The sequence below is a fragment of the Desulfocurvibacter africanus subsp. africanus DSM 2603 genome (assembly GCF_000422545.1).
Classification (GTDB): domain Bacteria; phylum Desulfobacterota; class Desulfovibrionia; order Desulfovibrionales; family Desulfovibrionaceae; genus Desulfocurvibacter; species Desulfocurvibacter africanus.
Genome location: NZ_AULZ01000010.1, coordinates 71,864 through 86,951 on the forward strand (window position 1 = coordinate 71,864; position 15,088 = coordinate 86,951).

Genomic DNA, 15,088 nt, shown 5'->3' on the forward strand with positions numbered 1-15,088 from the left:
AAAGGTCTAAAAGGTCTAAATGGTCTAAGGTGAAGAAGTAAGTTGCCGCCGTTGCTTAGGATTTTTTCGCGCCCTCCCTTAGACCAGCCTTAGAGGGTTGGTCTGGTGGGCTAAGCTAGAACGGGCGTTCGCCCGAAAGCTGTCTCTGCCCCTCGCCCTGAAGCCAGCGCGCGTCCACGGTCACCGCGTAATTGACCACGTTCTTGGGCGGGACCTGCCGCAGGCGGGCCTTGATGTCCGTGCCGAAGGTGCGCTGTTTCGGCACGTGCTCCTCGTCCACGCCCTCCTCCTCCATGCACCAAGCCTTGAACGCAGCGTGCAGGTCCTTCATCTGGGTCTTGCCCTCGCCCACCACGCAAGCCTGCTCCAGGAACGAACCGATCAGGTCCTGCGAAGCCTGGTAGTCCTTGGTCTCCTGGGACACTCGATCCGGGATGGGGAATGGCAGGCCCTGGGCGTGCAGCTCGAAGACACGCCTGGCGCAGCGCGCCACATAGGCCAGGATGCCCGAGCGCTCGGCCCAGAGCAGGTTTTCCATGACCTTGTGCGGCTTGGCCTCGAAGACGAACTCCGGGTTGGCTCCATCGGGCGGCTTGACTCCCTTGAGCACGAAGCAGCCGTCGAAGGGGATCACGCGCAAGCGGGCGTAGAAGGCTGGGTCGTTGCCGCGCGACTTGGGCATTTCGTTGGCGTGCACGACGAGCTTGGCCGTGGCCGGGAACTCAAGCTGGTCCTGGCCGTACATGCCGCGACCGACGATCTTGTCCGAGCCGCCCGAGTACTGCTTGATGGCGCCGATGACGAACTTGGTGCCTTTCTCCGGCTCGGGGAAAACGGCCATGCGCGTGTAACGCATGCGCATGAGGTCCGGCGTGGGGCCGGCTGAGTTGCGCATGCGCCCGTTGTCGAGGAGCATCTCCACCGGCAGCTGCACCGCGTACTCGCCGAGTATCTTGGCCAGGGTGCTGAAGATGACCGACTTGGCGTTGTTGCCCACCTTGCCGTACGCGCAGTAGAAATCCTTGTAGCTGGACAGGCCCGTGGCCATGTAGCCCACGATCAGGTCGAAGTACTCGCGCCAGTCCTTGTCGTAGCAGCTGGCCTTGTCGAGGGTGTCCTCCCACACCGGGGCCACGATGTGCAGGCCGTGGAACTCCACCGGGCTGGCCTTGGTCAGGTACAGATCCGGCCGGCCCTTGAAGGTCTTGCCCGTCTCAAGGTCGATAACGCAGTTCGCGGCCACGAACAGATTCGGATGCTGCTCCCACTCGTCGCCCTTGATGGCGATGGTCGCATCCTGGCCAGGCTCGCCCGAGGCCGCGAAGTCGAAAACCTTGTCGATGTAGCCCGAGTCGCAGAGCTTGGTGGCTTGCTTCTCGTAAAGCTTTTTGCGCGCGAGCATCTTCTTGGCGTCGTTCTTCGCGCCAAGATCCAGGAGATCTTGATACTCCTTGTGCAGGCTGGCCGCCCTTCGGCGGTAGACCTCGGCCAGCTCCGGCACGCGACGGCGATAGCTGAGCGTGCCGTCCTCGATCCAGCGCTGGCAGTTGTAGCGGTAGGGCTTCTTGGTCGTGCGGTCGTAGAGGAGCTTATCTTGGAAGAGCTTGGCCACCAGGCGGGCGTTGCCGAGCTGCTCCAGGCCATTCTCCACGACCTCGTCCACGTCGGCGAAGGTGATCTCCGGCGCGGCCGGCTCCGGCTCGACCTCGGCCTTGGGCGGGTACTGCTCGGCCTCGGCCGCTGCCTGCGCGGCAATCTCGGCGTCGAGCGCTTCCATCTCGTCGATGTAAGGCACGAGTTCATCGTCACCGGGCGGCGGCGGTAGGCGGTCGTTAGACATGCGCGCCCCCACAATGAGCCGGCCGAAGGATGTTCACCATGGGCGTACAAACGGCTATAGAGCCAGGGCTGGCGAGGAGATTTCCAGATTTCCAAATTATTATTTTGATTCCGCGCGCCAAAATCTTGCGGTCGATAGCTCCCGTATGGAGACCCCCCCGCCGGGAGGACCCACGACCGCAGGAGCAGACAGCGAACGCAGCCTGGCCCTTTAGACCTTTGCGTGGGTTCCCCTTAAGAGGGGAAGGGGGAGGAGGAGGCGTGGGGGTAATTGAGTGGTACGCGACCGAAGACGGTCGCGACTGAAGATCATAGATGCCGACGAAGGGGGAAGAAGCGCAAACTCCCACAGCTGACTCCCGCATGATATGGGGTCAAACGTGGGGTCAAAACACGGTGAATTTTGAGGGCTAGCGGTGCTTATCGGTGCAGGCGCAACCGAGTAAACAAAGGGGTATCGCCGTCCTCGTTGCAGTCCCCTACGGCCTCTCACGCCGATAACACCGGTTCAAACCCGGTTGGGGACGCCAAGAAATTCAAGGTGTTAGACACACAGACACCTTAGACATACTTCCAGGGTCAAATCCTGGGGTCAAAACGCTCCGAGCTTCCACCTCGGAGCGTTTTCTTTTTACGCGGGCTCGCTCACAGGCAAACGGGTCACCCTGCCCTCACCAAAAGCCCGCTTCATTGCCTCTCTCGTATTCGCCAGATCACCCTCCCAGCGATTCCATGTAACGCTCAGTCGTTGTCGGCCACTCCATGTTTTTACTTTTTCCAATTCCATGTCAGACGTCGAAAAACCTATTTCTAATATTTCTGAGCTCGCCGGAAGCAATCCGCGCCAAGGCGCTCCCGGAGATGCTTGTCCTGGACCGGCACTACTTCTCCGGCAACGGTTGCGGGATATCGCCCCACTCCAGGTCGATCCGTAGCGTCTTGGCGCCTCCTTGAGATGGGACTTCACTCCGCGTGGCTTATAAAGATAGCATTTCAAGCCAGGAGCATTATAACGATATTGAATTCCTATTGCTGCCCATTAAGAGGCGCATGCCCCCGGAAGATGGGGCAAGGGAGGTCGTTATGAAGCGAAGGAACATGTTGGCGGGGCTTGCGGCTTTCACGGCCGGGCTGGTGGTTGCTCCAGGCGCGCTGCTCGCCAGGGGAATGCGTGGAATGGGCATGGGTGGCGGCATGATGGGCCACGGCCCCATGGGCCATGGCGGAACCGTTAGTATTCCCGAGAAGTTGCCTGCGCCCACGGACGAAAGCTGGGTGGAAGGGCTGCGCGAACTCCTGGTCTGGGAGCGGCATTCTCGGGTTCAGTATGAGGCTGACGTAGGCAAGTTCGGCGCGCACATGCCCTACAGCATGATCATCCAGCAGGAGTACAACCACATCGCTTGGCTAACTTCCCTCTTCGCGGCCTATGGGCTCCATCCCGGCGACACGGTCCAGCCCACCGTCGAAACGCGGTCCCTGGCTGAGGCCTACGCGGTCGGGCTTCAGCTCGAAACCAGCCTCGCAGGCAAGTACGAAACGCTCTTGGTCGGATCAGCGGAGCCGACCACGACCCAAGTCTTGAACTTGGCTCTGACCCAGACCCGTATGCACGAGCATATGTTCGGCAGGGCCGGGTGGATGGGCGGCATGGGCATGGGCGGCATGCTCGACCCAGATTCGGGCTGGTAGAAGCGAGTCGCCCACCCGTCCACCCGAGGTGCGACCAGGGCCGATCCATGCCGTCTGCCGTACTGCTGGGGCCGGGGGATGATCACTCCCGGCCGCCGGAGGCTTTCTTGACTCTAACCCACTTAGGCGTGGAGGCTTGCCATTTTACTGCACACCTTTGTCGCGCAGAAATTCGCCAAGCTCCACATCCGTGCCGCGGATGTGCTTGAGCAGCCAGTCCTCCAGATAGTCGAGCACCACGGGAGCCAAGTTCTGTTCCTGGTTGGAGGAGGTATAGGCGAGAAGAAAGTCGATACTTCTGTCGATGAACTCGCGGTGCTCGAGACGGTGCTCCGCCCTGGCGGGATAAGCGTGCTCGTCCATGAGCCGCTCTTCGGTAGAGAAATGGTATGCAGTGTAGTCGCTCAGGCCCGTGATGATGTCGGAGAGAACATCTTTTTCTCGGCCTAGCATGTAGGCGCGAAACAATTCGTTGACCATGGACACGAGGCGTTCATGCTGGGCGTCGATTTCGGCCACGCCCACACAGAAGTCGCTGCACCAGGTGATTTTGCCCATATATCCATCCTCCATGACGGCCTCGCGTATGGGCAAACCTAGCAGCATCGCGGCCGAGCCGCAATGCGCTCACCTGCCGCCGTTGCGGTAGCCGTGGGCGAATTGCGGATCGTACAATTTGGACCTGGCCTCGCCCGCCGATTCGCCCGGTAACACCAGGAACACGGCCTGACGGCCGATGTTCGCGGCCCGGACAGCCTCGGCCATATCCGCCAGGGTGGTGCGCAGCGTTTCGCCTCCAGGCCAGCCGACCTTGTGGCCGACGACGACGGTAGTTTCAGGCGCATAGCCACCCGCCAGCAGCTCATCGCGCAAGCGCGGCGCGTCGGCGGCCGAGAGATACACGGCCATGGCGGCGCCGTGGGTCGCCAAACCGGCCAGAGCTTCGCTCTCCGGCACGGGCGTGCGGCCGGCCAAGCGGGTGATGACCAGTGTCTGCGTAACTTCGGGCACGGTAAAGGAAACCCTGGCCTCGGCCGCTGCGGCAAAGGCGGCGCTGACGCCGGGCACGACTTCCCAGGCAATGCCGTCGCGGTCCAGCAGCAGCGCCTGCTCGCGCACAGCGCCATACAGGGCGGGATCGCCCGTGTGCACGCGCGCGGCGCTCTTCCCGGCGTTCACGGCCTCGACCAGCAATGCGTGGGTCTGCTCCAGTGTCAGACCCGAAGAATCGATCACCTTGGCCTCGGGGCGTGCGTGGGCCACGACTCCGGTCGGCACCAGGGAGCCGGCGTAGAGCACCAGACCGGCCTCGGCGATTATGCGGGCAGCCTTGATGGTGAGCAGTTCCGGGTCGCCGGGACCCGCGCCGATGAAATAGACTATGCCCATGGTCAATTCCTGTCTGTGCAAGCGGCCTTAAAAGCCGAGGGCATAGTGCGTGGTTACACCGGCCATGGCCAGCCACAGGTTGGTGATGTTGGAGACCGTGATGTTGAGGATCGCGGCAAGCGGCCTTCTGCGGCGTAGCAGGCTCAGGGTGGACTTGAATTCGGGCCAGCTGGTCAGCGTGGCCAGCACGAAAAAGCCGATGAGGCCCTTGGGCGCTTGGGAGTGCTGGGCCGTGAAGGTCACAATGGGGTCCAGGAAGTAGCCGGCGGCTATAACCACCAGACCCGCGGGGACGAGCCAGACCTTGGGCAGGGCTTCCTCGCCATGATGCTCCACGCCGGGCTCGGGCGGACGAAGGAAAAAGAAGCCGAAGCTTACGGCCGCAGCCACCAGCAACCACAGCCACATGGACAAACCAGCCAGGAAGAAGCTGACTGCGGTCAAGGCGGTGCACAGGATGCAGAGCAAGGTGTAGCGCGGCCGCGTGCGGGAAACGGCGGCCATGGTGCCCGTGAGCAAGCCGGCGGCCAGCAGCATGAGTGGGTTGACCACGTTGGAGCCCAGCGGCGTGCTGGCGGCGAAGAGCACGTCCCCGGCCAGCAGTCCCACCAGCAGGCACAGAGCCTCGGGGCCGTTGGTGATGAAACCGACCATGGTGCCCAGGCCACGAATATCCTTGATGCTCTCTATGAGCACCTCGATGGAAGCGCCCACGAGGAACATGACCAGCACGATGCCGGCCGCGCCCATGAAGGCCATGGTCATGTTGCCGCCCGTGATCAAAGCCGAGACGATGAAGAAAGTGGGCACGAGCAGCCAGGCGGCCGCGTCCAGGGGCTCGAACATGTTGATGCCCGACAGGTGCGTGAAGCTGAGCGGCGAGACCTTGCGCGGCTTGCGGCCCGTGTTGCGCGGGGTGCTGTCGGTTCCTGTCACTGGTGCTCCCTGGTGGTGCGGAATTCGATCTCGGGCCACAGTTCCATGGTCCGGCCAAGACGCCAGGCATTAGGGGCAAGGTAGGTCAGGTTGTCTTCGGCGTCCAAGGCCAGGTTGGCGCGCACGTCCTTGGTGAAGGCGTCCAGGCGCTGGCGGTCCGGGCAGTCGATCCAGCGCGCGGCCTCGATGGGCGCGCTCTCGTAGAGCGCATCCGCGCTGTACTCGTCGCGCAGCCGGGCCACGATCACATCGAACTGCAGGAGTCCCACGGCGCCGAGAATGTAGTCGTTGTTGTCCATGGGCCGGAAGACCTGCACCGCGCCCTCCTCGGCCAACTGCAGCAGGCCCTTCTCCAACTGCTTGGACTTGAGCGGGTTGGCCAGGCGCACGCGCCGAAAGTGTTCGGGCGCGAAGTTGGGGATGCCCGTGAACTTGAGCGGCTCCTTGTCCGTGAAGGTGTCGCCGATCTTGATGGTCCCGTGGTTGTGGATGCCGATTATGTCGCCCGGCCAGGCTTCTTCAACGCCCGCACGGTCCTGGGCCATGAAGATGATGGCGTTGGCTATCTGCACTTCCTTGCCGATGCGGTGGTGGCGCACCCGCATGCCGCGCTGAAAACGGCCTGAGCAGATGCGCATGAAGGCAATGCGGTCGCGGTGAGCCGGGTCCATGTTCGCCTGGATCTTGAAGATCACGCCCGAGAACTGCTCCTCCGTGGGCGCGACTTCGCGGGTCGTGGTAGGCCGGGGCTTGGGCGCCGGGGCCAACTGCGCGAAGGTGTCCAGCAGCTCCTGCACGCCGAAGTTGTTGATGGCGCTGCCGAAGAAGACCGGCGTCTGCTCACCGCTCAGATAACGCTTCACGTCAAACGGGTAGCCTGCGCCAGCCAGCAGCTCCACGTCCCGACGCAGGTCGCTGGCCGGGCCGCTGCCGATAAGTTCATCCAGCTTCGGGTCGTCCAAGCCCTTGACCAGCACCGAGTCCTTGGGCCGCACGCCCTTGGCTCCCTGGGCCGAAAAGAAGCGCAGCTCATTGCGGCGCAGGTCGTATACGCCTTGGAAACCCTTGCCCGAGCCGATGGGCCAAGTTAACGGAGCGGCCTCGATGCCCAGGCTCTTCTCTATGTCGTCCAGCAGGTCGAAGGGCTCGCGGCCGTCGCGGTCCAGCTTGTTGATGAAGGTCATGATGGGCGTGTCGCGCAGGCGGCAGACGTCCATGAGCTTCTTGGTCTGGTTCTCCACGCCCTTGACGCTGTCGATGACCATGAGCGCCGAGTCCACGGCCGTGAGCACGCGGTAGGTGTCCTCGGAGAAGTCCTGGTGACCGGGAGTGTCCAGCAGGTTGATCTCGTGGCCCGCGTGCTCGAACTTCATGACCGAGGAGGTCACGGAGATGCCGCGCTCGCGCTCCACGGCCATCCAGTCGGAGGTGGCGTGGCGCGCGGCCTTGCGGGCCTTGACCTCGCCGGCCATCTGGATGGCTCCGCCGAAGAGCAGGAGCTTCTCGGTGAGGGTCGTCTTGCCCGCGTCCGGGTGGCTGATGATGGCGAACGTCCGGCGGCGGGCCACTTCGCGGCGCAGGGCGCGGGACAGTTCAGTCTCGGGAAGGGTGGTCATATATGGCTCCGTATGCCTGGTCGTGATTTTGAATTCGGCGCACCGAAGGGTTGCAGGTCCCGCCTGAGCGTTTCCCGCAAGGGCGGCGGGCGGGGCGACGGGGAATATTTTGGCAGGCGCCGGTTTTGCCGCGCGCCTTTGGGATCCATCGCAGAAGGCAGTTAATAATCACTGGTTGGCTGGTCGTCAACGCGAAGACAAATCAGGACAGGCAAATCGATTCGAGTGGACCAGGTCGAGACGGCCAAGTCGGACAAGGCGGGCAGGTCAGACTACGGCTTGACGCCCCGCAGGATGAACACCGGGTTCAGGCCCTCCAGCCGCATGTCGCCCGCCAGCGGCTTGGACCGGCAGCACGAGAGTTGGGTCACGTCCGTCTTCCAGCCGAGCGAATCCAGGTAAGCCTTGGCGCGGGACAGACCGTCCAGCAGCACGAGGTTGGCCACCAGGATGCCGCCTGACGCAAGGCGCGCGCAGGCCAGCTCCAGGGGCCGCGTGTCGCGCGACAAGCCGCCGCCGAAGAATACTCGGTCCGGGTCCGGCAGGCTGGCCATGGCCTCGGTCAAGTCCCCTTGCACCGGTTCCACGCTGAAGGCGTGCGTGCGCCGGATGTTCTCGCGGATGCGTTCCATGCGCCCGGCGTCGCGCTCCACAGCCAGGATACGGCCGCGCTCCATGAGCGCCGCGGCCTCGATGGACACCGCACCGCTGCCCGCGCCAAGGTCCCACAACGTGCCGTCCGCCGGCAGCGACAGGGCCGCCAGACTGGCCGCGCGCACCGGGGCCTTGGTGATCAGCCCGCCTGGGGACAGGGATTCATCCGGCAGTCCCAGGCGCAGGGGCAATTCTGGAGCGCGCTCGCATTCCAGGATGACGAGGTTGAGCGGCGCGAAATCCAGGCCGGCTGCCTCGGTCAGGGTATAACGGCCCACGCGTTCGTCGGGCTCATGCAGGTTTTCCAGCACGTGCATGCCGAAAGCCTCGGCCCCGCGCTCCAGCAGTCGGCGGGCGATGGCCGCCGGCGTATTCGTCGCGTCCGTGTACACGGCGACCCTTGGTCGGCGGGACAAGGCGGCGAAGAGCGGGATCCAGTCGGAGCGGCCGTGCAGGGACACGGCCGGGATGTCCTCCCAGGCGATCTTGAGCCGGGCGGCCGCGGCCTGCAGAGCAGTGATGCCCGGATGAATGCGCACCTTGTCCGCTCCCAGAGCTTCCACCAGGCGGCGGCCGATGCCAAAGAAAAGCGGATCGCCGTCGGCCAGCACGACCACGTGCAAGCTCAGACTCTGGTTACGCTCGATGGCCTCGATCACAGCCGACAAAGGCGAGACGATCTCGATCTTTTGGGCCGGATGGCCAAGGTAGCGAGCGAGCATGCGCCTGCCTCCCACAAGTACGTTGGCCTTGCGCACCACGTCATACACGTGGCGGCACATGTGGCCTTCGGTGAGACCCGCGCCGATGATCTCCACCGGAGGTTGAGGCGAGGGGGTCGCGTGCGCTTCTTGCATGGGGCTAGTGTACGCTCGATGACCTAGCTCAGGCAATCCTTCAGGCTCGTCGCGCTTGGACTACTGGTCATGTGAAAAAAAGAATTATACTGTCATGACAGCATGTCGCGCTCGCCAAGCCGGAACGGCGATCGCGGGCATCGCGGAGGACATATATTCATGTTTGAGCGTCTATTCTTCGACCGTCGCGACCGCGACCTGTTGCGCGTGGTCAACGACGTGCTGGAGCTTCGGGATACGTTCGGGGCCAAGGGTCTTCTGGAACCCCACCTGCATCCGCACGGCATCAAGGACATGGCCTGGGACAAGGGTCTGCGCATCGCCTATGCCGTGGCGAAGCTGCTGGGCAGCCTGGAGACCGGCGAGGCCGCGGACCGCCTGACGGCGCTGCGCGCCCTGCGCGAGGAAGTGCTGACCACGGCTCAAGGCGTGCTGCGCAAGAATACGGCCCGCGTACTCCTGTCCATCATGAAGGATCTCGTGCGCGCCAGGGGCGACGAAATCCGGCAGCTCATGCTGGCCCGCGACTTTCGCGCCGCGGCCACGAGCAAGCCGCGTGTGGTGCGCGCCTTCCTGCGCCACTACCATCTGCTGGAGATGCCCGAGGAGTGGAACCAGCTGGCTTTCGACGACCACGTGCACGACGCCAACACCAAGGGCCGCAAATCGGCCACGCACCTGATCATGGACGCCTGGATCAAGGGCATCCGGCGGCTCATGGTCATCTACTACAACCACGTGCGGCCCGAGGTGGCGGCCGAGCTGCTGGAATCCGCCGCCATCATGGGCGTCAGCGTGCAGATAGGCCTCGAATACTCGGCGGTGCACCGGGGCCGTTACGCCAAGATAATCTGGGTGCCCAGCGGGCTGGACGAGCCCGGAGACTTCCAGGATTTCCTTACCAAGCCGGCCATGGCCGAACTCATGGCCCTGGGCCGCGAGGCTTCGGCCTGGCGGCGGCGATACGTGGACATGGTCTTCACGGAATTCAACGAGCAGCACCGCCCGGCCCTCAACGAAGCATACGACATGGAAATGCAGCCCCTGTTGCGCGAGGAATTCACGCGCTTCGTGGGCTCGGGACAGGCCTCGCTGCTGCACCTGGGCAAATTCATCCACGGCAAGCTCCTGCCGCACCTGCAGGCCCGCCTGGAACGGCTGCGTGCCGCCCACGCGATCTCGCCGCAGGCCGAGCGGGCGCGCATAGAAAACCTGATCTGCGATATGAATTCCTTGGATGCCGAGGGCATCATCGACCATTTCCTGCGGCCCGAGGTCAATCCCGACCTGCCCGATCCCGAGATTCCAGCCTCCGGCGAGGAACGGCCGCTTCTGCTGACCCTCTCTCCTGCCGAGCTGATGGCCAAGCTGCGCGCCGTGCGTTCCGGCTATCAGGCCACCCTGACCCTGAGCGGCCTCAGCGTGGAAGACGTGCTGGAGATCCTCTACGACTGCCGAGGGGCCATCACCCACCTGGAAGTCTATAATCTCAAGGATCAGGCCGAAAACAGATCCGCCGACATCCGCGACATTCTGGCCCTGCAGGAGGCCTTCAACTCACGCAACGCCATCAAGCTCAAGCGCTTCATCGGCCACGTGCTGCAGAAGGTGCTCGAAGCAGGAGGGCCGGATGCCGAGTCTTGCGCCGGCAAACTTACGGCCATGCTCTGCGATATCGCATCCCTGCGCGAGCTGTACAACCGCAAGCCCTTGGAAACGCGCATCGGTTCGGACTCCACGGGCCGCTCCTGCCGCAAACACGGCATGGGCCTGGTGGTCGGCCGGACCTTGCCGCCCAGAGCCAGGCGCGAGCTGACCCGCACGGGCCGCTGTATCCCCTTGCGCGCCGTGCATTTCTCCCGCGTGGCCCGCATGCCCTCCGACGAGGGCGAGGGTAACGGCGGACCGTTGTCCCGCCTAGCGCGTCTGGCCCGGCGCGAGCCTCTGGCCACGCTCCTGGCTCGCCGCGAGCGGGAGCACGTGGTCCAGGGCTATCGTCCGGCCAACGGCGCATGCGGCGACATCTACACGCTGGGCGGCACGGCGGATGTCTGCGGCAACGGCTTTTGCCTGCGCAGCGGGCTGAGCCGTCCGCCCAAGCCCAGGCTCGGCCTGCGCTATCTGAACAGCGACTTCAAGAACGCGCTCAAGGTCCTGCTCGGGCTCATCCCGGCTTTCCTGACCTTCGCCTTGACCAAGGACTGGTGGCTGCTGGCTTATCTGGGCGCGTTCATCTGGTTCGGCATCACCGGCGTGCGCAATGTCATCCAGTCCGTACTGGGCGGGGGCGGCATCGGCCGTTCAAGCCTGTTGCGCTGGAAGGATTACGTAAGCTGGGACCGGCTGTGCGACTCGCTCCTGTACACGGGCTTCTCGGTGCCGCTGCTGGATTGGCTGGTCAAAACGGTTCTGTTGGACCACGGCTTCGGGGTCACGGTGAGCAGCGCGCCCCTGACGCTCTATGCGGTCATGGCCCTGGCCAATGGCCTGTACATATCGAGCCATAACCTCTTGCGAGGGCTGCCCAAGGAGGCGGTCGTCGGCAACCTGTTCCGCTCGATCCTGTCCATCCCCCTGGCCGTGGCGTTCAACGCCCTAGCGGCGGGGCTGCTGGGCGCCTTCGGTGTCGCGGCCGTGGCGGATGTATTGCAGAAGTGGGCCGCGGTCATATCCAAGCTGGCCTCGGATTGCGTTGCCGGCGTCATCGAAGGCCTGGCCGACCGGGCGCACAACATCCGCATGCGCGATTGGGATTATCGCGGCAAGCTGGAGCAGGTCTTCGGGGCCTGGGAGCAACTGGAGATGCTTTATCCGCAGCAGGACGCGGGCCAGATCCTGCAGTCCCCGTGCACCTGCATGCGCGAACTGGAGCGCGACGCCAGCGGGTTGGCCAGGGTCTATATCGTCAACGCCTTGGACCTGCTCTACTTCTGGATGTACCAGCCGCGCGCTCGCAGTGCGCTGGTGCGCTTCATGCGTCGCATGACTCGCGAGGAGCGCAAGGCCTTCCTGCTTTCCCAGTACGTGCTGTCCTGCAAACGCGAGATATGCCAGCTCTTTCTGGACGGCATCGTGGGCCAGAACTTCGCCAAGCCCATGGCCTTCTACTTGGGGCACGGCGAAACCTATCTCGATGCCGTGCAGCGCCTGGCCGTGCGCCTGGGTGCGGCCGGCAACGGCCACGCCTTGGTAGACCCCCGCTGCCCCTTGCCGCAGCAGGCCAAGGCCATGCAGGAGATCATGCCGAACTAACTAGAGCAGATTGCTTTTAAGACGCCCGCTCCGGCGTTGACGGCGCAAGTGAATTGCGCCTACGCCTGCGCGGCGGCAAGCCATGCCGACGCATGGCTTGCAGAGCATTTTCAAAAGCAAAATGCTCTAAAGAAGGTCGCTGTCCTTCTCTGGCTCAAGCTGCCACGCCTTGTGTGCCGGGATCTGGTGAAGGAGTCATAGCTCCTGTCTTTTTGATCTACTGCTCTGTGGACGTGCGCAGTTACGAAAAGGCCTTGGCAGCCATGGAACCCTCCGATAGTCATTCGCAATGCTGTGTTTGAATTATACCGGCGCTTGCAGTTGACTACCTTAGCGCAAGAGGGGTTTCCTCCTCCGAGCCTCCCCCCTTCCCAGAAGCATTTTGGTTTCAGGAAGAGAAATCCAAGCCATTGCGATCAGGAGCATTTTGCCATGAGTTCGTCCGGCGTCACGCTGTGCACGTACACGTATAACGACGCGGCCTTCGTGCGCGAGTTGCTGGCGGGTGTAGGAGCCTGGAACGTGCGGCCGGACGCCGTCGTGGTGGTCGACGACGGATCGGCCAGCCCCTTCGAGCCGGGCGAAAGCCCTATTCCCTTGCGCGTGATCCGCCTCGATCCCAACTGCGGCATAACCGAGGCCAAACGCACGGGCCTGAGCGCGCCGGAAACCGAATACATCTTCTCCATGGACGCTGACGTGCGCGTCAGCCCGAACTACCTGGAAACCTGCCTGCGCAACATCCACCGGCCCGGCGTGGGGCTCACGGCCGGCGCGGTACGCCATGCTGCGGGCAACGATCTCGTTTCGCGCTACCTGCAAACTTTCGGCGACAACCACAACCTTACGGCTAACGGCCCTATGGACTTCATCCCCGGCAACGCCTTCCTGCTCGCCAGCGCCACCTGGAAGGCAGTGGGCGGTTTCGGCGATTATCAGGAATCCGTCTGTGAGGACCATCAGCTGTGCAAGCGCATCCGTGCCCATGGACAGACGCTGTGGTCCGACTGCACGATCAGCGCATGGCAGACGCGGCGCATCAGCCGCCACGCCCACTGCATGCGCGTCTGGAAATGGCTGCACCGGTCGCATAAGGCCCAGCTGGCGACCTTTCCGGGTGATAGAGGCGCGGTCGTCTACCTACATGAAATACTGCTTAAGCCGCTTGTGGAACGCGTCGAGGAGGCCTTGCGGCTCAACGAATCCCTGTTCATCTACCTTGAACTGCTCTACCTCTCCTTTACCGTGCTGGACATGCTCGACTTCGCCAGAATCAAGGGCCTTGTCACGCCGGAACTCGCCGCCGGGTTCCCCTTCGAGCTGCGCAGAAGGCTTGTTGCCTACCGTCGACTGGGCCTGCTGTGGGAGGAGGATCTGCGCCGCGCGGGCAAATCCCTACACGGCTGCGAGGCCGTGGAGCCGGAGACGGAGCAATGGAGCGAATTCTTCGCCCTGCACGATTCCCTGGAGCAGAGCGGATTCTTGGCCTGGCTCAATGGCCAAGGCGTGCTGAACATCCTCGCCGACGAGAGCAAGACCGAATACGCCTTCTCATCCTACTCCCAGGCATCCTTCACGTAGCAGCCTGCCAGGGATTGCCGCCTTGGCAGCAAGCGTCCCTCATGAAAAAACGCCGGTGCGGCTATGCCGCTCCGGCGCCAGAAAGCGTGCGTGACGTTGTCTACCACTTCCGCTCGTACTTGTTGCGCATATAGATGGCCAGGGCGTTCATGGACAGCAGCACCGCCAGCAGGACCACGATGGCCGCGGCCGTGCGCTCGGTGAAGGCGCGCTGGGAGTCCGTGGACCAGGTATATATCTGGGCCGGCAGGGCCGTGGCCGCTTCCGTGACACCGTGCGGCGCGTCCGGGATGTAGGCCATCATGCCGATGATGAGCAGGGGCGCGCTCTCGCCGATGGCGCGGGCCAGACCGATGATGGTGCCCGTCAAAACACCGGGCAACGCCAGGGGCAGCGTGTGGTGCCAAACCACCTGCCAGGGCGTGGCGCCGATGCCGTAGGCCGCCTCGCGGATGGAACCGGGCACCGAGCGCAGGGCGGCGCGGGTGGAAATGATGATGACCGGCATGGTCATGAGCGCCAGAGTCAGGCCGCCCACTAATGCCGACGAACGCGGCACGTGGAAGAAATTGATGAAGATGGCCAGGCCAAGCAGGCCGTACAGGATGGAGGGGATGGCCGCCAGGTTGTTGATGTTGACTTCGACGATCTGGGTCAGCCGGTTGTCCGGGGCGAACTCCTCCAGGTACACAGCCGTGAGCACGCCCACGGGGAAGCTGAAGGCGAGGGTCAGCAGGAGCACGTAGGCCGAGCCGACCAGTGCGGCCCAGACGCCGGCCATTTCCGGGAGCTTGGAGTCGCCGTTGACGAAGAAGCCGGTGTTGAAGGCCATCTTTACGCGGCCTTCGTCCTGGAGGCGCTGCACGGTTTCGCGCTCATCCTCGCGCAGCCGGTTGGGCTTGCCTTTGAGGTACTGGTCCACCTCGGCGACGGCCAACACCCACTCATCGCGCGTCACCCCCAGGAGCGCGGGATCAGCCTGCATGCGCATGGGAATAATGCGTAGGAATCCACGGCTGACCAGGCGCTCCATCTCTTCGTCCACGGCCAGTTGGCCAATCTCCATGCTCTCCTCGCTGTAGGAGACCTCCACGAGAAGCTCGGCCTGCGTAAAGGCGGGATAACCCGTGCGAATCATGTCGTACAGGAAGAAGATCAGGAAGCTGATGGCGACCAGGATCGCCAAGCGTGAATAGAGCTTGAAGCGCTTTTCCGCCCGGCGGCGTGAACCAAGGCGTTTTTTGGCTGTCTCGGTGATGATGCTCATGGCTT

At 63.6% G+C, this 15,088-nt stretch carries 10 protein-coding genes; 3 read left to right on the top strand and 7 right to left on the bottom strand.

What is annotated here, in order from left to right; genetic code table 11:
• Nucleotides 1–115: 115 nt before the first annotated feature.
• Nucleotides 116–1,840 (bottom strand): DNA primase family protein, encoded by a 1,725-nt coding sequence (locus H585_RS21075; protein ID WP_034627454.1) that lies wholly within the window; start codon nucleotides 1,838–1,840, stop codon nucleotides 116–118.
• A 1,082-nt stretch (nucleotides 1,841–2,922) separates the two neighbouring features.
• Here H585_RS21075 and H585_RS0107830 point away from each other — a divergent pair.
• Entirely contained in the window at nucleotides 2,923–3,531 is a 609-nt protein-coding gene (locus H585_RS0107830; protein WP_027367417.1) for a ferritin family protein, read from the top strand.
• Nucleotides 3,532–3,675: 144 nt separating this feature from the next.
• Here the strand turns inward: H585_RS0107830 and H585_RS0107835 are convergent, their stop codons facing one another.
• From H585_RS0107835 to H585_RS0107855, 5 genes are all read right to left on the bottom strand, one after another.
• The gene (locus H585_RS0107835) at nucleotides 3,676–4,089 is read right to left on the bottom strand and encodes a bacteriohemerythrin (RefSeq protein ID WP_027367418.1); all 414 of its coding nucleotides are present in this window, start codon (nucleotides 4,087–4,089) and stop codon (nucleotides 3,676–3,678) included.
• 69 nt (nucleotides 4,090–4,158) lie between these two features.
• Nucleotides 4,159–4,920: a precorrin-4 C(11)-methyltransferase gene (gene cobM / locus H585_RS0107840; RefSeq protein ID WP_027367419.1), complete on the bottom strand. Its 762-nt coding sequence runs from the start codon at nucleotides 4,918–4,920 to the stop codon at nucleotides 4,159–4,161.
• Nucleotides 4,921–4,947: 27 nt separating this feature from the next.
• Nucleotides 4,948–5,856 (bottom strand): hypothetical protein, encoded by a 909-nt coding sequence (locus H585_RS0107845; protein WP_027367420.1) that lies wholly within the window; start codon nucleotides 5,854–5,856, stop codon nucleotides 4,948–4,950.
• Nucleotides 5,853–7,448 (bottom strand): peptide chain release factor 3, encoded by a 1,596-nt coding sequence (locus H585_RS0107850; RefSeq protein WP_027367421.1) that lies wholly within the window; start codon nucleotides 7,446–7,448, stop codon nucleotides 5,853–5,855. Before H585_RS0107850 ends, H585_RS0107845 begins: the two co-directional genes overlap by 4 nt.
• A 296-nt stretch (nucleotides 7,449–7,744) precedes the next feature.
• The gene (locus tag H585_RS0107855; protein ID WP_027367422.1) at nucleotides 7,745–8,983 is read right to left on the bottom strand and encodes a bifunctional cobalt-precorrin-7 (C(5))-methyltransferase/cobalt-precorrin-6B (C(15))-methyltransferase; all 1,239 of its coding nucleotides are present in this window, start codon (nucleotides 8,981–8,983) and stop codon (nucleotides 7,745–7,747) included.
• A gap of 159 nt (nucleotides 8,984–9,142) precedes the next feature.
• Here H585_RS0107855 and H585_RS21080 point away from each other — a divergent pair, with 159 nt between their 5' ends.
• Nucleotides 9,143–12,235: a hypothetical protein gene (locus tag H585_RS21080; protein WP_211221616.1), complete on the top strand. Its 3,093-nt coding sequence runs from the start codon at nucleotides 9,143–9,145 to the stop codon at nucleotides 12,233–12,235.
• Nucleotides 12,236–12,667: 432 nt separating this feature from the next.
• Nucleotides 12,668–13,816, top strand: coding sequence for a glycosyltransferase family 2 protein (locus H585_RS22090; RefSeq protein WP_051183025.1), 1,149 nt, complete (start codon nucleotides 12,668–12,670; stop codon nucleotides 13,814–13,816).
• Nucleotides 13,817–13,916: 100 nt separating this feature from the next.
• On the opposite strand, the gene pstA is transcribed toward H585_RS22090, so the two are convergent.
• Nucleotides 13,917–15,083 (bottom strand): phosphate ABC transporter permease PstA, encoded by a 1,167-nt coding sequence (pstA, locus tag H585_RS0107870; protein WP_027367423.1) that lies wholly within the window; start codon nucleotides 15,081–15,083, stop codon nucleotides 13,917–13,919.
• Nucleotides 15,084–15,088 lie beyond the last annotated feature (5 nt).

What these genes read in the sequence shown, in the direction of transcription:
- H585_RS21075 (WP_034627454.1), bottom strand. Translation starts at nt 1,840, where the DNA reads ATGTCTAACGACCGCCTACCGCCGCCGCCCGGTGACGATGAACTCGTG.
- H585_RS0107830 (WP_027367417.1), top strand. Translation starts at nt 2,923, where the DNA reads ATGAAGCGAAGGAACATGTTGGCGGGGCTTGCGGCTTTCACGGCCGGG.
- H585_RS0107835 (WP_027367418.1), bottom strand. Translation starts at nt 4,089, where the DNA reads ATGGGCAAAATCACCTGGTGCAGCGACTTCTGTGTGGGCGTGGCCGAA.
- cobM (WP_027367419.1), bottom strand. Translation starts at nt 4,920, where the DNA reads ATGGGCATAGTCTATTTCATCGGCGCGGGTCCCGGCGACCCGGAACTG.
- H585_RS0107855 (WP_027367422.1), bottom strand. Translation starts at nt 8,983, where the DNA reads ATGCAAGAAGCGCACGCGACCCCCTCGCCTCAACCTCCGGTGGAGATC.
- H585_RS21080 (WP_211221616.1), top strand. Translation starts at nt 9,143, where the DNA reads ATGTTTGAGCGTCTATTCTTCGACCGTCGCGACCGCGACCTGTTGCGC.
- H585_RS22090 (WP_051183025.1), top strand. Translation starts at nt 12,668, where the DNA reads ATGAGTTCGTCCGGCGTCACGCTGTGCACGTACACGTATAACGACGCG.
- pstA (WP_027367423.1), bottom strand. Translation starts at nt 15,083, where the DNA reads ATGAGCATCATCACCGAGACAGCCAAAAAACGCCTTGGTTCACGCCGC.